The following is a 20,441-nucleotide window of genomic DNA, read 5'->3' as shown; positions in this document are numbered from 1 at the left end:
CCTGGCTAATGTGTCAATACGGTGTGTAGCATTAGCTTTTGTGACCGGCCGTTTCCCCTTGCTCGGCGAGCCATTGCCGCTGGATCTGATCAACACCACCCCCTCCCTCGGCGACCTGCTGCAAACCCCCGACGATCTGCGCGCCTGGTACACGGCCCAAGCCCACCGGCTACCCGAACTCGACGGCGACATCAGCGCGGCCGATGTCGCCGCAGTCCGCGAGATCCGCGGCCACATCGCGGCCGCCCTGGAGCGCACCCGTCGCGGGCAATGCCCACACCGGCTCGACCTACTCGCGCTCGAACGCGCCCAACTCGCAGCCCCCGCGGTCACGCACCTGAGGTGGGAAGACGCCGGATTGACCGCCGCCCGCCGGCGTGCGGGCACGCCCGGACAACGTCTGGCCGCCGAACTCGCCGAATCTGCCGCTCACCTGCTGGCCGATCCCGCGGTCACCACGATCCGGCAATGTGACGCCCACGACTGCGTGATCTGGTTCCTGCCCACCAACTCGCGCCGGCGCTGGTGCTCACCCGCTCTGTGTGGCAACCGTATGCGCGTGGCCCGGCACTACCGGCGCCACAAAGCCGAACAGTAGCCACCACGCGGCATGTGGCGGTCCAGAGCATGAGCGACACCGAGGACCTCACCTGTCGACACTCTCAGTCCTCGTCGGGAGTATCGGGATCGCGCAACTGCCGGTGTGTTCCGCCGAGTTCAGGCAGGTGGAAGCCGTAGTGGCCATCGATGCCGATATCCGTCCGGATGAACGGTGAGAGTCCGGCAGCGTCCACATCCAGCACCGGATGGCCGTGGCCGCGTAGTTCGGTCAACGCGCGATCGATGTAGACGGTGCGATTTCCGGCGGCAGCACCTGACGGGGCCGACACCACGCCACCCGGTCGCACCCCAGGCAGCTCGCCCCAATACCTGATCGGCCCCTTTCCTTCCGGAAGGAAGCCCCTCTTGCAGTATACCCCTGGGGGGTATATGTTTCCTCTCGTCCCACTGACGACGAGAACAGGAAATTGCAATGAACCCCTCGAACCACGCTCACCACGCAGGCCACGGCCACCACGCGAACCATGGGGAGGCCCGCGGCGGGTCTATCGCACATGCGACCACCGCTACTCACAGCGGCCACAACGGTCACATCGACCCGAAACCCGCCCACGCCGGCCACCACTCCCACGCCGGTCATGACGCCGGCGCGTTCCCGGGCGGTCTGCTGATCACACAGGACGGATACTCACTGGATTTGGCGGACACCCTCGTGCAACCCGGTGAGATCGAGTTCCGGTTCCGAATCCTGGGTCCCGACGGGCAGCCGGTCACCGACTACACCCCGATCCACGACAAAGAACTGCATCTGATCGTCGCCCGCCGCGAACTGACCGGCTTCTGGCACGTACATCCCCAGCGCGCCGCCGACGGCACCTGGTCGGTACAGCTGGACCTGCCCGAAGCAGGCGCATACCGGGTATTCACCGATATCGCCCCGCGCGAACTCGGCCGCACCATCACCCTCGGCGCGGACCTCGCCGTCGCAGGACACTATGCACCGCTACCGATTCCGGAACCGGCTCGCACCACAGTCGTCGACGGGTACGAAGTCGAACTGGGCGGCGACCTGGTCGCCGGCGAAGGCCGGCAACTGACCCTCACCGTCCGCAAGGACGGAGCCCCGGTCACCGATCTACAGCCCTACCTCGCAGCGTTCGGCCACCTGGTCGTCCTGCGGGCCGGAGACCTGGCCTACGTCCACGTCCACCCCAACGGGGAACCCGGAGACGGTGCCACCGCCCCCGGCCCCGACATCACCTTCCACACCCTGGTCCCCGGACCGGGCGTCTACCGCCTGTTCCTCGACTTCAAACATCGCGGAACCGTACGCACCGCAGCCTTCACACTGCCCACCACTACACCCCACCGCCACCACTGACAACAGAAGCCAGCTACAGACGTTGTCGCCGCCGACCGCACAGATAGGCCGCACCGACATCGACGAGAAGAGGCGGACATGCAGCATCTGGGACGGCTGCGGATAGCGCTCCTGCTGACCGGCATCGCGTTCATCGCCGGGGTATATCCATTGATCCATCTGTGGCCCGCAGGTTTCCGCTGGCAGCCTGCACAGCCCGAGTACGAGCAGATGATCGCGGTAATCTACGCAGTACTCGGAGTCTTCTTGATCCGGGCCTCCCGCCACCCACTGGGTCACCTGTCCCTCATCTGGTTCACGGTGTGGTCGAGCCTGGCCCACGCCGCTGTCATGACCTGGCATGCCGCGCGCGCCCCAACCGAATGGCAGCACCTGGCGGGTGATGTCCCCGTGCTGATACTTATAGCGATCACCCTGGCGATGCTGACGCCGCACGGCAATACGGTGCCTGCGGAGAACCGTGAGTAGCCTGATCCGCCTGGCGCCGGAGGGCAGGCGCGCCGCGGCCGACCGGTGGTAGCGCGGACGACGACAACAGCGGGACCGAGCCCGCCATCATGGTCGAGTCAGGCAGCTGAGTCGAGGGTTTCGAGTGCGGCGGCCAAGCGGGCCCCAGCGTCCGCGGCGACCGGGCGGAGTCGTGGGTCGCTGGTGACTTCGACCATGAGTTCCGGATTCATGGCTTCGACGCGTATCAGTCCGGTGTCGTGAGGGTCGCTGCGTACGACGACGTTGCAGGGCAGCAGTAACCCGATCTGGCGATCGATCCCTACCGCCTGCTGCGCCAGCGGCGGATTGCAGGCACCGAGGATGCGGTAGTTCTCCATGTCGTGGCCGAGTTTGGCCTTCAACGTGGCGGCCATATCGATGTCGGTGAGGATCCCGAAACCTTGCCCGGCCAAGGCTTCCCGGACCGCGTCCACGGCCTCGTCGAAGCCGGTGTGCAGTGTGGTCGACAGGGCGATTTCCATGACGTAAAGCACCTTTCCTCGGCTGAGTTGTCAGGCGTGGCCGGGTGGGCAGACCCCGGAGGTGACGCCCGCGCGGCGCATGAGCAGAGTGGCCGGGCACCAGCCGACCGCGCTGTAGAGAAGTAGGTTGGCTCCCACCAGCGCCGGAACGATCAGCCACCATGCCGATATCGTCGCGGCCGCCACGGTACCGGCCAGGACCAGCGTCCCGGCCAGCAGCGGTACCAACCGGGCGATGGTCCAGCCCCTATCGGTCAACGGTGAGCTCGGCATGTCGTCCTTTCTGGGTCCGCCTTCATCGGTACCCGTGGTTCAGGCGAGGGCGAGGAACAGTTTTTCGAGTTCGGCCACGGTCAACGGTTCCCCGGATTCCTTCGACTCGTCGAGGCATTCGCGTAGCCCAGTGGCCAGGATTTTGAACCCGGCCCGGTCCAGGGCCCGCGAGACGGCCGCGAGCTGGGTGACCACGTCTTTGCAGTCACGGCCCTGCTCGATCATGGTGATCACCCCGGCGAGCTGCCCGTGCGCCCGGCGCAGCCGGTTGAGAACCTGGGCAATGCTGTCTTCGTCGCCGACCACGACGTCCTCCTTCTTATCAATCCGAACAACCAACAATACCCCCTGGGGTATAACGGCCGCCCTGTTAGTGATGGGCGAAACTGATCCGTGGCAGAACGCGGCGCATCCAGGCCGGTGACCACCAGGCCGCCCGGCCGGTGAGCCGCAGGATGACCGGCAGCAGGACCAGCCGCACGATCAGAGCGTCCAGCAAGACCGCGACACCCAGGATGATGCCCATTTCCTTCGGCGGCAGCGGTTCGGCGAGGGCGAAGGTGAAGAACACCGCGACCATGACCGCCGCCGCGGCGAAAATCACCCGCCCGGAATGGGCCAGCCCCTCCACTGCCGCGGTCCGGGCATCGCCGCTGCGTTCGAACTGTTCTTTCGCGCTGGCCAGCAGGAACACGGTGTAGTCCATCGCGATCGCGAAGATCATGGCGAAGAAGAACACCGGACCCCACCCGTCGAGGAACCCCTGCGGAGTGAAGCCGAGCAGCCCGGCGCCGTGGCCGTCCTGGAAGATCAGCTTCGCCACCCCGAACGCCGCGGCGGTGGAGCCGAGGCTGACCAGCGTCCCCAACACGGCGATCAGCGGGGCCTGCAGTGCGACCAGCAGCAGCACGAAGCCCAGGACCAGGATCACCGAGACGACGATCGGCAGGTAATCGTTCAGAGCCTGCTGCAGATCCAGGTTCTCCGCGGGCGCGCCGCCGACCAAGGCTCGGTCGGGCAACCGATCCCGCAACTCGTCCAGCACCGTGCTCATACGCTTGTCGGAGGGGTCCATGGCGGGCAGGGCCTGCATCATGACCCACCCGGAATCATCGGCGGCCGGCTGCGCGGGCGTCACCATCGCGATCCCCTCCCCTGCCGCTGCCTGGGCGGTGCTGTCGGCCTGATCGGCGGGGGCGATGATCTGCAACGTGCCGGGTGCACCGTCACCGAGCTGGCGCTGGACCAGCTCGTAGCCTTGCCGCACCGGCGCGTCGGCGGGCACCACCTGGATCGAGGGCATCGCAACTTTCAACCCGAGAACCGGTAGCGCCAGCACGATCAACACTCCCGCTCCGGCAATCGCGAACGGCCACGGCCGTTCGTGCAACAGCCGCCCCCACCGGGCAAACCACGACGAGCGATGCTGCTGGCGGGTTGCGTATGGCAACGCCGCCGCGTTGATCCGCTTACCGAGGGCGCCGAGCGCGGCCGGCAGCAGCGTCAGTGTCGCAGCCAGCACGAACACGACCGCGAGCATGATCCCCACCGCCATCGTGCGCACCGCCGGCGCCGGCACCAGCAGAACCGCCGACAGGCTCACCAGCACAGTCAGACCCGACAACACCACGGCCTTGCCCGCGGTGGCCATCGTCTCGGCGACCGCACGTCGCGCATCGGCGGATTTGCTCAGCGCATCACGGAACCGGGCGACCATGAACAGCGCGTAATCGATCCCCAGCGCGAGGGCGAACATCATCGCGAAGTTCATCGCCCACACCGAAATCGGAGTCACCTGATTCAGCAACACCAGGCCACCGGCCGAAGCCACCAACCCGGCCACTGTCAACAGCAGCGGTAATCCCGCTGCGACCAGCGAACCGAACGCCAGCACCATGATCAGCAGCGTGACCGGCCACGAAAACAGCTCCGCCTGGATCATCGCGTCGTGATTGGCCTTGTTGAAATCACTCCACAACGCCGAGGCCCCCGTCGGATACACCTCGACACCCTCACCCGAGAGTGCCGTCAACTCGGCTTTGTGTTCATCGACAGCGCGCACCATATCATCGGCCGACGCGTTCGCCCCCGCGATCAGAATGCCGGTGCGGCCGTCCGGGCTGATCGTCATTCCCGGTTGCGGGGCGATCACTGCCCCGAACCGGGAGTCACCGGCGAACACCGCTGACACCTCATCCAGGACGGTCTGCATCTGCGGATCGGAGAGCTGCGCGGTATCGGAATGCACCACCACCTGCACCGCCGCCGAAGAATTGCCGCCGAAGTTCCGCTGAGCCAGCTCGCGAACCTGCACGGATTCCGAACCGTTGGCCTGCCACCCCGCGCCGGCCAACGAACTGAACACACTCGGCGCCGCAGCACCGAGCGCGACCAGCACTACCAGCCACACACCGAAAACCACCCGGGCATGACCGGCCATCACAGACCCCCACCGCGCCAACACCCCCACTCGCCCCAGTTCAGCCATATCCGGCGGCCGAGCCGTCGTCGTCTCCGTCATGTTCCTCCGCCTCTCCGGTCGAGCTCGGCAAAAGCCTCACTTATACCCCCCGGGGTATTATCTTCACTGCTCGAATATATACCCCCTGGGGTATTCACTGGTGCGACTCTCACCACAGCGAGCGACAAGCAGGCCGCGCCGACGGTGAGCCGAGGTCGAATCGGAATCCGAGCATGAGCGACCACCAGGCGATTAGCGGCCGGCAAGTCGGCAGGGGAAAATGTTGGCTTCGCCCCGGCCGAAGGCGGTCACTCGTGTGTTGTCACCGCACGGCGCCGAGCTCCGACGTCACTGCAGGGGCCGACGCAGGCCGGTGAGAGATGCTCAGTAGGATCGCCGCCGTGGTCAGCGTCGCCTCTCCTGCACGGCGAGCCGGATTACTTCGGCTCGGTGTGATGCTGGCGGCGCTGATAGGGATCGCGCTCGTCCAGAGCGGGCATTGCCGTGCGGGCGACACGATGGGCATGTCGATGGCGGGCCCGGCCGATCACAGTGTTTCCCAGGTGGTGTCGACACCGCAGCCCGACGCCTCGCAGGAAACACTCCATCATGACCGCGGCGCGGCGGTGATACCGGTGACCGGGGCGCTTGCTGTGGGAGTGGTGGATCTCGGGCCCATGCCACCGGCCGGGATAACGATGGCCTGCCTGGCGATGTTCTTGGCGCTGCTGGCAGCAACCGTGCATTTGGCGCGCGGCAGCGAGGTCTCCCTCGTGCGTTGCGCGTTTCCACGGTCCGGTCGGCGGTTCACGGGTGCACTCCCGCGCCCGCCCAACCTCACCGAACTCTGCGTGATGCGGACGTAAACGGGCGGACAGCGGGTCGTCACTCGACGAACCGCCGGCCCCGACGCCCCTGGCGTCGAGGGGCACTTTCGCCTGTCCATGCTCTTCCTCACGCAGGAGTACCTTTCGTGAATCTTGTTGCTGTGCTCGCTACCGGCCTATTCGCCGGAGGCGTCTCATGTGCCGCCGTTCAAGGCGGACTGCTGACCGGGATGATCGCCCGCCAGCGCACCACTACGCCCGCCCCGCCGCGCCGAATATGGGCGCGGGTCGGTGAAGACCTCACTCCGGTCGCCGGTTTCCTGATCGGGAAACTGGTCTCACACACTCTGCTCGGCGCCGCGCTCGGCGGGCTGGGCAGTGCTGTTCAGCTGTCGGTCGCCGCGCGCACCTGGCTGCAGATCGGGGCCGGGCTGCTGATCATCGTTTTCGCTCTCGCTCAGCTCGGAGTGCCCGGTTTCCGCAAGATCGTCATCGAACCACCGGCCTCCTGGATGCGGGTCGTGCGCAAAGGCGCCCGTTTGCAGACCGCGGTCGCGCCGGCGCTGCTCGGTGTCCTGACGATCCTGTTGCCGTGCGGGGTCACTCTGTCGGTCGAGGCGTTGGCCCTGGCTTCTGGATCGCCGTGGCAGGGCGCGGCGATCATGGCCGTGTTCGTGCTCGGCACCGGTCCGCTGTTCGTTGTCCTCGGGTATGTGGTCAGAGTTGCGGCCGGGGCGTGGCGTGGCCGCCTGGCGGTCGCGACTGGAGTGCTGGTTCTGGGTATGGGTCTCTACACCCTCAACGGTGGTCTCGAACTGGCTGGATCGCCGCTGGCGGCGGGGCGACTCGCCGATACGTTCACAACTGGGCCGGCTCCGGCGGACGCCTCGGCAGCGATTGTCGCCGACGGAGTGCAGACGGTGACCATCACCGCACGTACAAACGCCTACGCGCCCGACCACGTCGCGGTCAAAGCAGGATTGCCGACCACGCTCGTCGTCGAGACCGACGGCACTCAGGGCTGTATTCGCTCCTTGGTCATACCCCGCCTGGGCATCCAGGAAATTCTGCCCGTGACCGGAGAAACCCGAATCGATCTCGGTGTCCTGGAACCCGGGCGCCTCGATTACGCCTGCGGCATGGGCATGTACACCGGCCTGCTCACCATCGACCGATAAGGATCATCCGTTGCCCATATTCACATTCCGCGTCGAGGGCATGCATTGCGGCAGCTGCTCACTGCTGGTCGACGACACCCTCGAAGACCTCCCCGGTGTCCTCAGCAGCCAGACCTCGGTGAAGAAACAGCAATCGACCGTAGACCTCGACCTCACCCACACCAGCCCCGAACAGGTGGTCACCGCAATCGCCGAACTCGGCTACACAGCATCGCTGGTATAGGCCAACCCCCCGATCGGCTGCCCGGCCGCGGCACCGGCTTCAGCCCGCCAGGGCAAGAGCGAACCTTTCCGCGGCCGGGAGCCGACCGAAGTACCAGGTGCGGCTGAGATGGCCGACGTCGGCGGTCGCCTAGTGCCGGAGGTCGTACAGGTTCCACCCGTCACCAGCCCGGTAGTCAGGCGTTCGCGGCCTCGCCGGCGGTGATCGGTTCCGGACGGGACGGGCAACCTCACCGGTCCGACTCGCCACAGATAATGGGCCGCTATTCGACGCGAGCGCAGGAGGCGGTGAAGTTATGCCGCCGTTTGTAGGAGCGCGTCGAGGTCCGGCGGCGTTGGCATGGTTTGGCGGAGGCCGACGTGGGCACGGCCGGTGTTGCCTTCGGGGGCGAGGCCGGCCAGTGATCCGGGTGCGGCGACGATAATCCGTACCACTTGGCCGAGGGCTTCGCGACGGTCGCGCTGGCGCACGGCGAGGGTGAACATGGCGATGTGGTTGCGGGTGTGCAGCCAGGGGTCGGGTTGGGACAGGATGTGTGCGCATTCCAGGTGGGTCCAGCGTTGTTCGGGGTCGGGTGTGGTCTTCGCCGCGAGCATTTCCTCGTGGTAGCGGGCGCGTGCGGCGGGCGGAATGGTCGGCATGGCCAGTCCTTTCGAAGGGTTGATGTGTCCTGTGGAATCGGTGGTCAGGCTGTCCTGACCTGTTCGCCGGTCCCCGGCGTACTGCTGGTGTCGGGAGCGAAGTGGCAGGCGCCGTGGCGGGTGAAGGGTTCGGCGAGCTGGGCGAGGTAGCGGGTGGGGTAGTCGGGCTTGGCGGCCATGCCGAGGTCTGCGCTGGTGAAGCGCTGGTGGGGGTCGTAACTGTAGGTACGGAGTAGGTGGTCCCAGATGAGGGTGAACAGTCCGAAGTTGACGTCGCCGATGCCGGCCCATTTGAGGTGGTGGAAGCGGTGGCCTTCGTTCAGGGCGAGGATGTGTTTGAACGGTCCGATGCGGTAGTCGGCGTTGGAGTGTTGCAGCAGCAGTTGCACCGCCACAGCCAGCGACAGTGCGGCGGCGACCGGGACCGGGACCCCGGCGAGCAGTAGCGGGGTGACGCCGGCGGTCATTTCGAGGGTTTGATGCAGAGGGTGTTTCATCAGGCCGTTGAGCCCGTAGAAGCGGGTGACGCTGTGGTGCACGGCGTGGAACCGCCACAGGATCCCGATTTTGTGGCTGGCGTAGTGGGCCAGGGTGATCCCGAGGTCGGCGACCAAGACCGCGAGTAACACCTGCACTACGAACGGCCAACTGCCCGGCCAGATCCCGTCCCCGGGGATGAGCGCGGCCAGGGCGGGGATCGCGGCGACGCTGGCGAGGATGAGGGTTTCGTTGACGAAGCTGTGGGCGGTGTCGCGGCCGGCATCGCCGCGGGAGGTGTTCCAAGACCTTTGGTAAGGCAGTAGGTGTTCGGCGGTGAACGACACAGCGACCGCGACAGCGAGCAAGACGATCAACAAGAGCTTGTTGGCGCCGGTAGCGGCCAGGGCGATGCCGGCGCCGTTGACGGCGAGCAGCATGAACGGGGCGTAGCCGTAGCGGATGAGCGGACGGACGAGCGTAAACATGGATCCAGCCTCACGTCCGGACCGGTTGGAGGCTTGAAGAAATCAGCCGACTTGGCCGGCGGTGCCCGGCTCTGGTCGCCAGCCGGTGGCGATCAGTGCCGCGGTGGGAGTGATGCCGATCAGCTCACGGCAGGTGCGGGTGAGGTGGGCGCTGTCGGCGAACCCGACGCTGTGCGCGGCTGCGGTCAGCGAACCACCTGCGCGCACGACAGCGAAAGCCTGATGCAGGCGGGTCCAGCGCCGCCACGCCGCATAGGGCAACCCGACCTCCTGGGTGAACACATGCGATAGGCGGCTGCCCGAAATCCCCACCCGGGCAGCGAGTTCACCCAGCGCGGGCGGGCCACCCGGCCACTCAGCCGCGGCACGCAGCGCGTCGGCAACGACCGGATGCGCTCGCTGCGGCCTGGCCGGGGCGGGGGTGAGCGCAAGTGCCGGCGGGCGCGGGCAGCCGGCGGCCACCCAGCTGTCGGCCTGATCAGCAGGCAGACCCTCCATCCGTGACACCGCCGCGCGCGCGGCGGCACTGTCGGGATCGAGGAACGCCACGAACCCCGTGGTCCCTGGTTCGGCGCTCACCTGGTGAGCGACACCGGGCGGGATGATCGCCACACCGGCGGCCGCGGTGCGCCCCGCTCTGTCAGTGAGAGTGAGCGCACCGTCGGCGACGAACAACACTTGCACCGCCGCATGTGCGTGTGCGGCCGTGTCTCCGATGCGGCCGGTGAACGCCATCAACCCCGGCGTGAACACCACCCCACCGCGCCACCGCGCCACCGAACCCGAAGCAGGGGTGGCCGGTGGCGCGGTGGCGGCGGTCATGACGGTGAACCGGCCAGTGCGGGCGAGGCTTTCACCGCCAGGGTCGGGGCCGGGGACAGGGGTTTGGTACGGCCGGCGCGGACACCGTTGGCGATGACCACGATCTCAGCGAGCTCATGCACCAGCACCACCGCCGCCAATCCCAGCACCCCGAACAACGCCAGCGGGATCAGGATCGTGATCAACGCCAGCGACAGGCCGACGTTCTGCAGCATGATCGAGCGGGCCCGTCGCGCATGGTCCAGTGCGCGGGGCAGGTGGCGCAGATCTTCGCCCATAAGTGCGACGTCGGCGGTTTCGATGGCGACGTCGGTGCCCATGGCGCCCATCGCGATCCCGAGATCGGCGGTGGCCAGGGCGGGTGCGTCGTTGACGCCGTCGCCCACCATCGCGGTGAACCGGCCCTGCCGCAGTTCGGTGACGATGCGGGCCTTGTCCTCCGGACGCAGATCCGCGTGCACGGTATCGATGCCCGCCTCGGCGGCCAGGGCTTCGGCGGTGCGGGTGTTGTCGCCGGTCAGCATCGACACCCGCGCTCCGCCGGCGTGCAGGCGCGCGATGACCTCGCGGGCTTCTGGGCGAAGTTCGTCGCGGACCGCGATCGCCCCGATCACCCTGGACTCGTCTTCGATTAGAACCGCAGTCGCGCCCGCGTGCTGCATGCGTTCCACGACACCGGCCAACGGCCCGGCCTCGATCCAGCCCGGACGACCCAATCGCACCGGGCGCCCATCGATGAGGCCGGTCAACCCGGCGCCCGTGACGGCTTCGACATCACCGGCGGGGGTAACAGTGTCAGCGGCGGCGAGGATGGCACGCGCGAGGGGGTGTTCACTGCGGGATTCCAGCGCGGCCGCGACCGCCAATACCCGGTCCCGGTCGACGCCGTCGGCGGTGGCGATCTCGACGACGGCGGGGTTGTTCGCGGTCAGTGTGCCGGTCTTGTCGAGCGCGACCTGGCGGACCTTGCCCATCGCTTCCAGGGCGGCGCCGCCCTTGACCAGCACACCCAGCTTGCTCGCCGCACCGATCGCCGCGACCACAGTGACCGGCACCGAGATCGCCAGCGCACACGGCGACGCCGCGACCAGCACCACCAGCGCCCGCTCGATCCACACCACCGGATCACCGAACACCGCACCGATCACCGCGATCGCGGCCGCGGCGACCATGATCCCGGGAACCAGTGGTTTGGCGATCTTGTCCGCGAGGCGCTGGGCTTCGCCCTTGCGGGCCTGCTCAGCTTCCACGATCCGCACGATCCGCGCCAGGGAGTTGTCCTCGGCGGTCGTGGTGACCTCGACTTCCAGGACGCCGGTACCGTTGATCGCCCCGGCGAACACCTCCGCGCCCGGCCCAGCCTCCACTGGCACCGATTCGCCGGTGATCGCCGAAACATCCAGCGCGCTACGGCCGTCGGTGATTACCCCGTCGGTGGCCAGCCGCTCGCCCGAGCGCACAAGCATCCGGTCCCCGACCCGCAACTCCGCTGGCGCGATCACGGTCTCGGTGCCGCCGCGCAGCACGGTGGCCCGATCGGGCACTAAGTTCAGCAGGGCGCGCAGGCCGCGGCGAGTGCGTGCGACCGCGTACTCCTCCAGGCCCTCACTGATGGAGAACAGGAACGCCAGCATCGCGGCCTCGCCGACTTCGCCGAGGATCACCGCTCCGATCGCGGCGATCGTCATCAGCGTCCCGACCCCGATCTTGCCCTTCGCCAGGCGTTTCAGGGTTGGGGGAATGAAGGTGTAAGCGCCGACAGCCAGGGCGGCGATCTCCAAGCCCAGTTCGACCGGGTGCGGGCCGCCGGTCCAGCCGACGATCAGCGCCGCGACCAGTAGCACTCCCGCCACCGCGGCGGCCCGCAGTTCGCTGACCTCCCAGAGTTTCTCCGGCTCCCGCTCCTCGGCCTCACCGTTCTCGCCGGTGGGTTCGTCGTGGCCGCAGCCGCACGCGTCGCTCATCCCCGCACCGCCGCGCTCGCCTCGGCAGAACCGGTGGAGTCGGTGCCGTAATTCGGGCACAACGCCACCGCATTCCCGGTCGCCGCCAACAGCGTCTCCGCCGAGGCCAGCAGATCCATCAGCTCGGGGCGGGCCAGGCTGTAGAACACCTGCCGGCCCTGCGGACGCCCTACAACGAGACCGCAGTCGCGCAGGCACGCCACATGCGCCGACACCGTCGACTGCGCCAACCCCAACCCCGCCATCAGATCCGCCACCCGCGCCTCACCCGCGGCCAGCCGATGCACGATCGCCAACCGCGTGCCGTCGGAGAGGCTGTGGAACAACGCCACGGCCGGATCCAGACCTTCCACACCGGCCAGGCATCCATCACCACTAATCGCCATAAGGCGATGATAGCTTTAAATCTCGATCAATCGTGCTTCGGCGATCACATCGAGGGAAAGCGGTACCAATGAGGGACGGACGAGCAGTAACCCCGCAGACCGGCACGAACGGGCGGGGTGAACGGTGATGGCTATCGCCGCACTCGTCGTGTTCGCGATGTTCGCGCTGGTAGCCGGAGGTGCGCGGGTGCTGATCCAGCGCCGCCGCACTGGCGACACCGGTATCCGGCAGTTCCGCCCGGCACCGGGATCGGTGCAGTGGTGGGCGCACTGGGGATTCGTCACCGGTGGCCTGATCACCGGCCTGGCCGCACCGCTGGCCGACCTGGCCGGGCTGGCACCGATCCCGTTCGCCGACCAGCCCGCTGTCGCTGTCGCCGGTGTGGTCGTGGCGGTGGCGGGCGTGGCGGCGACGTTCGGCGCGCAACTGGCGATGGGCGCCTCCTGGCGTATCGGCGTCGAGGACACCGAACGCACCCGATTGGTCACCACCGGTGTGTTCGGCTGCGTGCGCAACCCGATTTTCACCACCATGCTCGTCACCTTCGCAGGACTGGCCCTGATGGTGCCCAACCCGGTGGCGGTCGCCGGGTGCGTGCTGCTCCTGGCCGGTGTGCAGGCACAGGTCCGCGCAGTCGAAGAGCCCTATCTGCAGCAGGTCCACGGCTCCGCCTACACCGACTACACCACCCGGGTGGGCCGATTCCTGCCCGGCATAGGACGCAGCCGACAGTTACAGCGCTGACCGGCCACCGTCTCTCCGACGAGCACGCCACGTCCGGAACCTGCCAGAACAACTGGCGCGCACCGGCAGCGACCGATACCCGATTGACCCGGGCCAACTCGGGGGCGACGCCGACCTCGATGCCTATCCGCGCGATTTCGGCGGATGTCCCGGCGACCGGCCAGGGGTGAGTCCGGCCGAGGCAATCTCTGCGGTGGCCGGACGGGAGCCGGGTCGACGTCCGCCGACAAGGGTCACTGGTGGTCAGCGGTCACTGGTGGGCAGTTCGATGGTGAATTGTGCTCCCTGCCCGAGACCGTCGCTGTGTGCCCGGATCCGGCCGTGGTGGGCTTCGACTAGGGCGCGGGTGATCGTCAGGCCTATGCCGCTGCCGCCGTGGCGGCGGTCGCGGGCGGTATCGGCCCGGTAGAAGCGATCGAAGAGGTGGTCGAGATGGTCGGGGGCGATACCTTCTCCGGTGTCGGTGACGGTGATTTCGACGTGCCGGTGCCCTACTCGCCGGGTGCTGAGGGTGACCTCGCCTCCCTGCGGGGTGTGGCGCAGGGCGTTGTCGAGCAGGTTGGCCAGTACCTGCCCAAGGCGATCGGGATCGACGGATACGGCGGCGGAGTCCTGGATATGGGCGTGGAGCGCGACGCCATTGTTGTCGTATCGTTCGCGTACGGCCTGGGCGGCGTGGGTGACCAGCATGGCGGTGGTCGTGGGCACGGGCCGGATCCGGGTGAGGTGTTCCTCGGCGCGCGAGACCGCGGTGATGTCTTCGACCAGGCGTTCGAGCCGGTGGATGGCTGAGCGCAGGACCTGTCGGGTGTCGTTGTCGAAGGTGCGGACACCGTCGTCGAGCGCTTCGAGGTAGGAGTCGAGAGTGGCGATGGGCGTGCGCATTTCGTGGCCGAGGTCGGCCAGCATTCTGCGGCGGGTGGTTTCGGTGGCGTCGAGTCGGCGGGCGAGTTCGTTGACGGTGACGGCGAGTTCGTCGAATTCGCGGCCGAGCCCGGGGCTGTGGACGCGGGTGTCGTAGTGGCCGCCCGCGATCCGGGCGGTGGATGTGGTCACGGCGACCAGCGATCGCTGGACGCGGCGGGTGATGTACCAGCTCACCGCCAAGGCCAGCAGTACCGCGACCGCGACCGCCAGCCCCCAGGCGAGCACGATCGCCTGAGTGAAGGCTTCCTCGACGTGAGCGGTCTGGCTCGAGTCGTGAATACCGGCCTGACCGAGATGATCGTGAAAGATACCGGGCGCCAACGCCGAAGCGACCAGCCAAGCGGTGACGGCGCATCCGATCACCACGAGAGTCAGGGCGACGAACAGGCGGGTGCCGAAACTCGAACCGGTCCCGGGTCGTTCGACCGCTGCTGGTGCGGCGTCGGGTTCGGGGAGCGGGGGGTTCATTCTCCGCTACCCATCCGGTAGCCGACGCCGCGGATGGTGCGTACGTAGCGGCCGCGGGCGGCGTCGTCGCCGAGTTTGCGGCGCAGATGGCCGATGTGTACGTCGACCAGGTGCTCGTCCCCGATCCAGCTCGGGCCCCACACCGCGCCGATCAGCTGGGCTCGGGTGAGCACGACACCGGGATCGCGCGCCAGGGCGGCCAGGACGTCGAACTCGGTTCGGGTGAGCGCCACCGGCACGCCGTCGACGGTGACCTCGCGTCCGTCGGCATCGATGGCCAGGTCGCCGAAGACGCGGGTTCGGGGTGCGTTGGTCGAGCCTGCCGACCGGGTGGTGGCGGTACGTGGGCGGCGCATCATGGCCTGGACGCGGGCCATCAACTCGCGGGGACTGAACGGTTTGGTGAGGTAGTCGTCGGCACCGACCGACAACCCGATCAGGGTGTCGACCTCCTCGGCACGAGCAGTGAGCATCACGACGTAGGCATCGGAGAAGGTGCGCAGTTGCCGGCACACCTCGACCCCGTCCAGACTCGGCAGCCCCAGGTCGAGGACCACAACGTCTGGATCGACCTCCCGGGCGAGCGAGACAGCATCGTGGCCGTCGCCGGTGATCGTGGCATCGAATCCGTCGCGTTCCAGATAGCTGCCGAGCAGACTCGCCAGCGCCGCTTCGTCCTCGACGACCATGGCGCGCAGGCCGGTGGGCGGGCGCTGCGCCGGGACGGAGTCGGGGGCCGGTGCGGGGGTGCGCGTAGCGGAGGCCATGGTGTTCATCTTCACCGGACCACAGCGGCGCCGACGCCGCGGTGCGGCTTCTTGAGCAAATCTTCATACGACCTCTACCGGAGTAGCGGGACAGCCGCACCAGGCTGGGCACCCGAACTCGAGGAAAAGAGGCGAGGATGATGACCGGCTGGGTGAGTCAGACCGGCTGGGCGGGATGGACCGTCATGGCCGTCTGCATGCTCGTGTTCTGGGCCGCGGTGATCTACCTGATGGCAGCACTGTTCCGCACCGACCGGGCCGGCGACTCGGCGCGCCCTACCGATTCCGATCCACTGCGGATGCTGGAGTCGCGTTTCGCTCGCGGGGACATCGACGCCGACGAGTTCGTCGCGCGCCGTCAGCTACTGGCGCAGACCTTCGAGACCGCCGACGGCGACGTCCGGAAGGGGCACGTTCGTGAGTGAGGTGAACCGCCGGTCCTTCCTGGTCGGGTCGGTGCTCGCCGGCGCCGGGGTTTTGGCGGCCTGCGCCGGGTCGGGTTCACTGGGAGGTTCGCCGGTCACGGCGTCGTCGCCGATTGTGCGACGTCTCGAGCAGCAGCGCCGTACTCCCGGCCAGCCGGTGGTGTCGGCACGGCTGACACCGCGCCCGGTGGACGTGGATCTGGGGGGTCGCATCGTCTCGACCTGGGGCTACGACCAGAACCTGCCCGGGCCGCTGATACGGGCGCGGGCCGGGGATCTGTTGCGGGTGCAGGTCCACAACCGCCTGGAGGTGCCGACCAGTGTGCACTGGCACGGCATCGCACTGAGCAATGACATGGACGGCGTGCCCGGGTTGACCCAGGACCCGATCGCGCCCGGCGCGGGGTTCACCTACGAGTTCACCGTGCCGGACGCGGGCACCTACTTCTACCATTCCCATTCCGGGCTTCAGCTCGACCGTGGCCTCTATGGCGCCCTGATCGTCGACGATCCGCACGAGCCCGGCGGTTACGACCACGACTGGGTCGTGGTACTCGACGATTGGCTCGACGGTACGGGCCGGACTCCCGACGATGTCGCCCGCCAACTCGGCATCGGCAGCAGCACCGCAGGCGACACGAGCCGCCCCGGGATGAGCGGGATGGACCACGGATCCATGGACGGCATGGATATGGGCGAGGAGACGATGCGCTCACCGGTGCTCGGCGGCGCCGGTGACGTCACCTATCCGCATTTCCTGGTCGCTGGCCGGGTCCCGCAGGATCCGATGGTGTGGACCGCCGCACCGCGGCAGCGGGCGCGGATCCGGTTCGTCAATGCCGGCGCGGACACCGCTTTCCGCGTCGCCCTCGGCGGTCACCGCATGACGGTCACCCACACCGACGGCTTCCCCGTCGTGCCCCGGGACACTGACGCCCTGCTGATCGGCATGGGTGAGCGGTTCGACGTGCTGGTCACCCTCGGCGACGGCGTGTTCCCGCTGTTCGCGCAGGCAGAAGGGAAAACCGGGCACGGGCAGGCCGTCGTGCGCACCGCCGCCGGCGCGCTGCCGCCGCAGTCCCGCCCCGGCGAACTCGATCGGGAGGTGCTGCTGGGCACAGACCTGTCACCACGGGAGCAGGTGCGCCTGCCGCCCAAGGACAACGACCGCTACCTCAGCGCCGATATGGGCGGAACCATGTCACCGTATCGGTGGACTCTCAACGGCCGGGCTCATCCCGATAGCGCACCGCTGGATGTGCGGGAGGGTCAACGGGTGCGGATGCGGCTGCGCAACATGTCGGACATGTTCCATCCGATGCACCTGCACGGGCACACGTTCGCCCTCGTCGACGGCGGGGTTCGCAAAGACACCGTCACGATCCGTCCGATGCGCACCGTCGAGATCGAATTCGACGCCGACAACCCCGGCCAATGGGCCATGCACTGCCACAACGCGTACCACCAAGAGGCCGGAATGATGACCACCGTTTCCTACCGAACCTAGACCCGGCACACGCGACGGGCCGAGCCCGACCGCTGGTTCACCTGTTCTGTGACTCTTCGAGGAAAGGATCTGCACATGAACAAAACCAAAAAGACCCTCGCTGTCGGCGCTACCGCGCTGGCGGTGACATTCACCGCGGCCGCCTGCGGCGACTCCGACACCGACACCACCACCGCCACAACCCCGAGCGCGGCGATATCGGCGACAACTCCTGCCGCCGAGGACACTGCGGCCCACAACGATGCCGATGTGATGTTCGCGCAAATGATGATCCCGCATCACACCCAGGCCATCGAGATGAGCGACATGATCCTGGCCAAACAGGGCATTCCCGAACCGGTGACCGCACTGGCAAACCAGATCAAGGCCGCCCAGGGCCCGGAAATCGACCAGCTCACTACCTGGCTCGGCCAGTGGGGCGAACCTACTCAGATGCCCAGCTCCAGCGCTATGCCAGGTCACGACATGCCCGAGACGGAAGGAATGGAAGGGATGATGAGCGAGGAGGACATGCAGGCCCTGTCCGATGCGCAAGGCACCGAGGCCGCCCGACTGTTCCTCAACCAGATGATCGCCCACCACGAAGGCGCCATCGACATGGCACAAACCGAGATCGAGGACGGCCAGTTCCCCGACGCGGTGCAGATGGCCCGCACCATTGTCGATACCCAGCAGCAAGAAATCGACACCATGCGCCAACTGCTGACCACCCTGTAGCCGCTCCGGCTCGATACCGCAGCGCCCCGACCAGGCAGGAGGCCTCTCGATGTCGCATCCCGAGCACCGGCACCCCAACCCGGACCCGGCGCCCACCGGGCACGACCACGGCATGTCCACACAAAGCCCACCACCGGATGCTCGGGACCGGCCCGCCGGCCAGGGCGAACACCTCGCCCACGTCGGTCATGACGCCCACCCCGACCACGGCGATAACGGTGGTCATGATCGGCATGCCGGGCACGGGGCACACGGGGAGATGTTCCGGCGCCGGTTCTGGATCAGCCTGATCCTGGCCTTGCCGGTAGTCGGATTCAGCCATATGGTCGCCGAGCTGCTGGGCTACCATCTGCCGGAATTCCCCGGTGCCTCGTGGATCCCGCCGGTCCTCGGCACGGTGATCTTTGTCTACGGTGGGACGCCGTTCCTCACCGGCGGCTGGAGCGAACTGCGTTCCCGCCGGCCCGGGATGATGCTGTTGATCGCCATGGCGATAACGGTCGCGTTCGTCGCGTCGTGGGTTACCACCCTCGGGCTGGGCGGGTTCGAGCTGGACTTCTGGTGGGAACTGGCCCTGCTCATCGTCATCATGCTGCTCGGGCACTGGCTGGAGATGCGGGCGCTGGGCTCGGCGTCCAGTGCGCTCGACGCCCTGGCCGCGATGCTGCCCGATACCGCGGAGAAAGTCACGGGCGACGGTGTCGCCGAGGTCCCGCTGGCAGAGTTGTCCCGCGATGATCTGGTGCTGGTGCGTGCCGGTGCCCGGGTACCGGCGGACGGCACGGTCACCGACGGCCGGGCCGAGGTCGACGAATCGATGATCACCGGTGAGTCCAAGACCGTCACCCGCGATATCGGTGACACCGTGGTCGCCGGCACCGTCGCTACCGACAGCGCCTTGCGGGTGCGGGTCACCGCGGTCGGCGAGGACACCGCGCTGGCCGGTATCCAGCGCATGGTCGCCGACGCCCAAGCGTCCTCCTCTCGCGCTCAGGCGCTGGCGGACAAAGCCGCCGCGTTCCTGTTCTATTTCGCTGCCGGCACCGGTGCACTGACTTTCGTGATCTGGGCGCTGCTCGGCAATCTCGACGAGGCGGTGGTGCGCACGGTGACCGTCCTCGTCATCGCCTGTCCCCACGCCCTGGGTCTGGCGATCCCGCTGGTCATCGCGATATCGACCGAACGCGCCGCAAAAGCCGGAGTACTCGTCAAAGATCGTCTCGCGCTCGAGCACATGCGCACCGTCGATGTGGTGCTGTTCGACAAAACCGGCACCTTGACCCAGGGTCGTCACCAGCTCACCGGGCTCACTGCCACCGCCGGTACGAGCGAAGAGCACTTGCTCGCGCTCGCCGCGGCCGTCGAAGCCGATAGCGAACACCCCCTCGCACGGGCCATCGTGGCCGCAGCCGAAACCCGGGTTCTGGTATCGGAACAACTCACCGCCACCGATTTCCGCTCACTGCCCGGACGCGGGGTGCGCGCCGATATCGACGGCGCCGAGGTCACCGTCGGTGGCCCGGCCATGCTCGCCGATTCAGGGTTGCCGGTACCGGATGACATCGCCACGGTCACCCGCGGCTGGGTACAACGCGGCGCCTCGGTGCTGCACATCGTCTACGGTGACCGCGTCCTCGGCGCCGTCGCACTCGAAGACGCCGTTCGCGACGAGTCCCGCCGCGCCGTCGACGCGCTACACGGCCGCGGCGTGCAGGTCGCGATGATCACCGGTGACGCCCGTCAGGTCGCCGACGCCGTCGCCGCCGACCTCGGAATCGACGAGGTGTTCGCCGAAGTACTGCCCGAAAACAAAGACGCGAAGGTCACCGAACTGCACAACCGCGGGCACAAGGTCGCGATGGTGGGCGACGGCGTCAACGATGCTCCCGCCCTGGCCCGCGCCGACGTCGGCGTGGCGATCGGCGCCGGCACCGATGTCGCCATCGAATCCGCCGGGGTCGTCCTCGCCGCCAACGACCCCCGCGCGGTGCTGTCGATCATCGAACTGTCCCACGCCAGTTACCGCAAAATGTGGCAGAACCTACTCTGGGCCACCGGCTACAACATCATCGCCGTCCCGCTGGCCGCGGGTGTGCTGGCGTTCGCGGGTATCGCGATCTCTCCCGCCGTCGCCGCGGTGCTCATGTCGGTGTCCACCATTGTCGTCGCGCTCAACGCCCAACTACTGCGCCGCCTCGACCTCGACCCGGCCCGCCTGGCCCATACCTGACC

23 protein-coding genes are annotated in these 20,441 nt (G+C 67.7%); 11 read left to right on the top strand and 12 right to left on the bottom strand.

Annotated elements, in window-relative coordinates; all coding sequences use genetic code 11:
• Nucleotides 1-40 precede the first annotated feature (40 nt).
• On the top strand, nucleotides 41-598 hold the full coding sequence (locus tag ACYR7D_RS11795; RefSeq protein WP_040793557.1) for a CGNR zinc finger domain-containing protein: 558 nt from the start codon (nucleotides 41-43) through the stop codon (nucleotides 596-598).
• 64 nt (nucleotides 599-662) lie between these two features.
• Here the strand turns inward: ACYR7D_RS11795 and ACYR7D_RS11790 are convergent, their stop codons facing one another.
• A complete protein-coding gene (locus ACYR7D_RS11790) occupies nucleotides 663-890 on the bottom strand; it encodes a hypothetical protein (RefSeq protein ID WP_138448544.1) in 228 nt (75 codons plus the stop codon).
• 143 nt (nucleotides 891-1,033) lie between these two features.
• Here ACYR7D_RS11790 and ACYR7D_RS11785 point away from each other — a divergent pair, with 143 nt between their 5' ends.
• Both ACYR7D_RS11785 and ACYR7D_RS11780 read left to right on the top strand, forming a co-directional pair.
• A complete protein-coding gene (locus ACYR7D_RS11785; protein ID WP_171048231.1) occupies nucleotides 1,034-1,942 on the top strand; it encodes a hypothetical protein in 909 nt (302 codons plus the stop codon).
• Nucleotides 1,943-2,020: 78 nt separating this feature from the next.
• On the top strand, nucleotides 2,021-2,410 hold the full coding sequence (locus ACYR7D_RS11780; RefSeq protein ID WP_040793558.1) for a DUF6632 domain-containing protein: 390 nt from the start codon (nucleotides 2,021-2,023) through the stop codon (nucleotides 2,408-2,410).
• Nucleotides 2,411-2,508: 98 nt separating this feature from the next.
• Here the strand turns inward: ACYR7D_RS11780 and ACYR7D_RS11775 are convergent, their stop codons facing one another.
• The 4 genes from ACYR7D_RS11775 to ACYR7D_RS11760 form a co-directional block, all read right to left on the bottom strand.
• Complete coding sequence (locus tag ACYR7D_RS11775) at nucleotides 2,509-2,913, bottom strand: DUF302 domain-containing protein (protein ID WP_040793559.1); 405 nt, start codon at nucleotides 2,911-2,913, stop codon at nucleotides 2,509-2,511.
• A 30-nt stretch (nucleotides 2,914-2,943) separates the two neighbouring features.
• Entirely contained in the window at nucleotides 2,944-3,186 is a 243-nt protein-coding gene (locus ACYR7D_RS11770) for a YgaP family membrane protein (protein ID WP_040793560.1), read from the bottom strand.
• Between the two features lie 39 nt (nucleotides 3,187-3,225).
• Nucleotides 3,226-3,492, bottom strand: coding sequence for a metal-sensitive transcriptional regulator (locus ACYR7D_RS11765; RefSeq protein ID WP_040793561.1), 267 nt, complete (start codon nucleotides 3,490-3,492; stop codon nucleotides 3,226-3,228).
• A gap of 64 nt (nucleotides 3,493-3,556) precedes the next feature.
• On the bottom strand, nucleotides 3,557-5,707 hold the full coding sequence (locus ACYR7D_RS11760; RefSeq protein WP_040793562.1) for an MMPL family transporter: 2,151 nt from the start codon (nucleotides 5,705-5,707) through the stop codon (nucleotides 3,557-3,559).
• A 395-nt stretch (nucleotides 5,708-6,102) separates the two neighbouring features.
• On the opposite strand from ACYR7D_RS11760, the gene ACYR7D_RS11755 reads away from it, so the two are divergent.
• From ACYR7D_RS11755 to ACYR7D_RS11745, 3 genes are all read left to right on the top strand, one after another.
• Nucleotides 6,103-6,513: a hypothetical protein gene (locus tag ACYR7D_RS11755; protein WP_194989650.1), complete on the top strand. Its 411-nt coding sequence runs from the start codon at nucleotides 6,103-6,105 to the stop codon at nucleotides 6,511-6,513.
• 107 nt (nucleotides 6,514-6,620) lie between these two features.
• A complete protein-coding gene (locus ACYR7D_RS11750) occupies nucleotides 6,621-7,652 on the top strand; it encodes an urease accessory protein UreH domain-containing protein (RefSeq protein ID WP_040793564.1) in 1,032 nt (343 codons plus the stop codon).
• 10 nt (nucleotides 7,653-7,662) lie between these two features.
• On the top strand, nucleotides 7,663-7,875 hold the full coding sequence (locus tag ACYR7D_RS11745; RefSeq protein WP_040793565.1) for a heavy-metal-associated domain-containing protein: 213 nt from the start codon (nucleotides 7,663-7,665) through the stop codon (nucleotides 7,873-7,875).
• 293 nt (nucleotides 7,876-8,168) lie between these two features.
• Here ACYR7D_RS11745 and ACYR7D_RS11740 read toward each other — a convergent pair whose 3' ends face one another.
• From ACYR7D_RS11740 to ACYR7D_RS11720, 5 genes are read right to left on the bottom strand one after another with little or no spacing between them, the layout of a single operon-like run.
• Nucleotides 8,169-8,516, bottom strand: a complete 348-nt coding sequence (locus ACYR7D_RS11740) for a DUF3703 domain-containing protein (protein ID WP_040793566.1) — start codon at nucleotides 8,514-8,516, stop codon at nucleotides 8,169-8,171.
• 44 nt (nucleotides 8,517-8,560) lie between these two features.
• Nucleotides 8,561-9,481 carry a sterol desaturase family protein gene (locus tag ACYR7D_RS11735; RefSeq protein WP_040793567.1) on the bottom strand — a complete coding sequence of 307 codons (921 nt, stop codon included), beginning with the start codon at nucleotides 9,479-9,481 and terminating at the stop codon, nucleotides 8,561-8,563.
• Between the two features lie 42 nt (nucleotides 9,482-9,523).
• Complete coding sequence (locus ACYR7D_RS11730) at nucleotides 9,524-10,303, bottom strand: helix-turn-helix transcriptional regulator (protein ID WP_051133679.1); 780 nt, start codon at nucleotides 10,301-10,303, stop codon at nucleotides 9,524-9,526.
• Entirely contained in the window at nucleotides 10,300-12,267 is a 1,968-nt protein-coding gene (locus ACYR7D_RS11725) for a heavy metal translocating P-type ATPase (RefSeq protein ID WP_040793568.1), read from the bottom strand. Before ACYR7D_RS11725 ends, ACYR7D_RS11730 begins: the two co-directional genes overlap by 4 nt.
• Entirely contained in the window at nucleotides 12,264-12,653 is a 390-nt protein-coding gene (locus ACYR7D_RS11720) for an ArsR/SmtB family transcription factor (protein ID WP_040793569.1), read from the bottom strand. The genes ACYR7D_RS11725 and ACYR7D_RS11720 overlap by 4 nt, the downstream gene beginning before the upstream one ends.
• A gap of 127 nt (nucleotides 12,654-12,780) precedes the next feature.
• On the opposite strand from ACYR7D_RS11720, the gene ACYR7D_RS11715 reads away from it, so the two are divergent.
• A complete protein-coding gene (locus tag ACYR7D_RS11715; RefSeq protein ID WP_051133680.1) occupies nucleotides 12,781-13,398 on the top strand; it encodes a methyltransferase family protein in 618 nt (205 codons plus the stop codon).
• Nucleotides 13,399-13,641: 243 nt separating this feature from the next.
• Here the strand turns inward: ACYR7D_RS11715 and ACYR7D_RS11710 are convergent, their stop codons facing one another.
• Together ACYR7D_RS11710 and ACYR7D_RS11705 are read right to left on the bottom strand one after the other, a co-directional pair.
• Nucleotides 13,642-14,793: a sensor histidine kinase gene (locus ACYR7D_RS11710; protein WP_040793570.1), complete on the bottom strand. Its 1,152-nt coding sequence runs from the start codon at nucleotides 14,791-14,793 to the stop codon at nucleotides 13,642-13,644.
• Nucleotides 14,790-15,560, bottom strand: coding sequence for a response regulator (locus ACYR7D_RS11705; RefSeq protein ID WP_171048232.1), 771 nt, complete (start codon nucleotides 15,558-15,560; stop codon nucleotides 14,790-14,792). Before ACYR7D_RS11705 ends, ACYR7D_RS11710 begins: the two co-directional genes overlap by 4 nt.
• A 137-nt stretch (nucleotides 15,561-15,697) precedes the next feature.
• Between ACYR7D_RS11705 and ACYR7D_RS11700 the strand changes: the two genes are divergently transcribed.
• The 4 genes from ACYR7D_RS11700 to ACYR7D_RS11685 all read left to right on the top strand — a co-directional run bounded on the left by ACYR7D_RS11700 (nucleotide 15,698) and on the right by ACYR7D_RS11685 (nucleotide 20,439).
• On the top strand, nucleotides 15,698-15,985 hold the full coding sequence (locus tag ACYR7D_RS11700) for an SHOCT domain-containing protein (RefSeq protein WP_085995269.1): 288 nt from the start codon (nucleotides 15,698-15,700) through the stop codon (nucleotides 15,983-15,985).
• A complete protein-coding gene (locus ACYR7D_RS11695; protein ID WP_040793571.1) occupies nucleotides 15,978-17,492 on the top strand; it encodes a multicopper oxidase family protein in 1,515 nt (504 codons plus the stop codon). Before ACYR7D_RS11700 ends, ACYR7D_RS11695 begins: the two co-directional genes overlap by 8 nt.
• A gap of 75 nt (nucleotides 17,493-17,567) precedes the next feature.
• Nucleotides 17,568-18,209 (top strand): DUF305 domain-containing protein, encoded by a 642-nt coding sequence (locus ACYR7D_RS11690; protein ID WP_040793572.1) that lies wholly within the window; start codon nucleotides 17,568-17,570, stop codon nucleotides 18,207-18,209.
• A 112-nt stretch (nucleotides 18,210-18,321) separates the two neighbouring features.
• Complete coding sequence (locus ACYR7D_RS11685) at nucleotides 18,322-20,439, top strand: copper-translocating P-type ATPase (protein WP_138448614.1); 2,118 nt, start codon at nucleotides 18,322-18,324, stop codon at nucleotides 20,437-20,439.
• Nucleotides 20,440-20,441 lie beyond the last annotated feature (2 nt).

The sequence above is a fragment of the Nocardia sp. X0981 genome (genome assembly GCF_977089955.1).
Note: the sequence above shows the minus strand (reverse complement) of the source record. Positions and strands in the feature narration are given on the sequence as shown.

Coding starts and splice junctions, on each gene's coding strand:
- ACYR7D_RS11785 (WP_171048231.1), top strand. CDS start 1,034: ATGAACCCCTCGAACCACGCTCACCACGCAGGCCACGGCCACCACGCG.
- ACYR7D_RS11780 (WP_040793558.1), top strand. CDS start 2,021: ATGCAGCATCTGGGACGGCTGCGGATAGCGCTCCTGCTGACCGGCATC.
- ACYR7D_RS11775 (WP_040793559.1), bottom strand. CDS start 2,913: ATGGAAATCGCCCTGTCGACCACACTGCACACCGGCTTCGACGAGGCC.
- ACYR7D_RS11770 (WP_040793560.1), bottom strand. CDS start 3,186: ATGCCGAGCTCACCGTTGACCGATAGGGGCTGGACCATCGCCCGGTTG.
- ACYR7D_RS11760 (WP_040793562.1), bottom strand. CDS start 5,707: ATGACGGAGACGACGACGGCTCGGCCGCCGGATATGGCTGAACTGGGG.
- ACYR7D_RS11755 (WP_194989650.1), top strand. CDS start 6,103: ATGCTGGCGGCGCTGATAGGGATCGCGCTCGTCCAGAGCGGGCATTGC.
- ACYR7D_RS11740 (WP_040793566.1), bottom strand. CDS start 8,516: ATGCCGACCATTCCGCCCGCCGCACGCGCCCGCTACCACGAGGAAATG.
- ACYR7D_RS11735 (WP_040793567.1), bottom strand. CDS start 9,481: ATGTTTACGCTCGTCCGTCCGCTCATCCGCTACGGCTACGCCCCGTTC.
- ACYR7D_RS11730 (WP_051133679.1), bottom strand. CDS start 10,303: ATGACCGCCGCCACCGCGCCACCGGCCACCCCTGCTTCGGGTTCGGTG.
- ACYR7D_RS11725 (WP_040793568.1), bottom strand. CDS start 12,267: ATGAGCGACGCGTGCGGCTGCGGCCACGACGAACCCACCGGCGAGAAC.
- ACYR7D_RS11720 (WP_040793569.1), bottom strand. CDS start 12,653: ATGGCGATTAGTGGTGATGGATGCCTGGCCGGTGTGGAAGGTCTGGAT.
- ACYR7D_RS11715 (WP_051133680.1), top strand. CDS start 12,781: ATGGCTATCGCCGCACTCGTCGTGTTCGCGATGTTCGCGCTGGTAGCC.
- ACYR7D_RS11710 (WP_040793570.1), bottom strand. CDS start 14,793: ATGAACCCCCCGCTCCCCGAACCCGACGCCGCACCAGCAGCGGTCGAA.
- ACYR7D_RS11705 (WP_171048232.1), bottom strand. CDS start 15,560: ATGGCCTCCGCTACGCGCACCCCCGCACCGGCCCCCGACTCCGTCCCG.
- ACYR7D_RS11700 (WP_085995269.1), top strand. CDS start 15,698: ATGATGACCGGCTGGGTGAGTCAGACCGGCTGGGCGGGATGGACCGTC.
- ACYR7D_RS11690 (WP_040793572.1), top strand. CDS start 17,568: ATGAACAAAACCAAAAAGACCCTCGCTGTCGGCGCTACCGCGCTGGCG.
- ACYR7D_RS11685 (WP_138448614.1), top strand. CDS start 18,322: ATGTCCACACAAAGCCCACCACCGGATGCTCGGGACCGGCCCGCCGGC.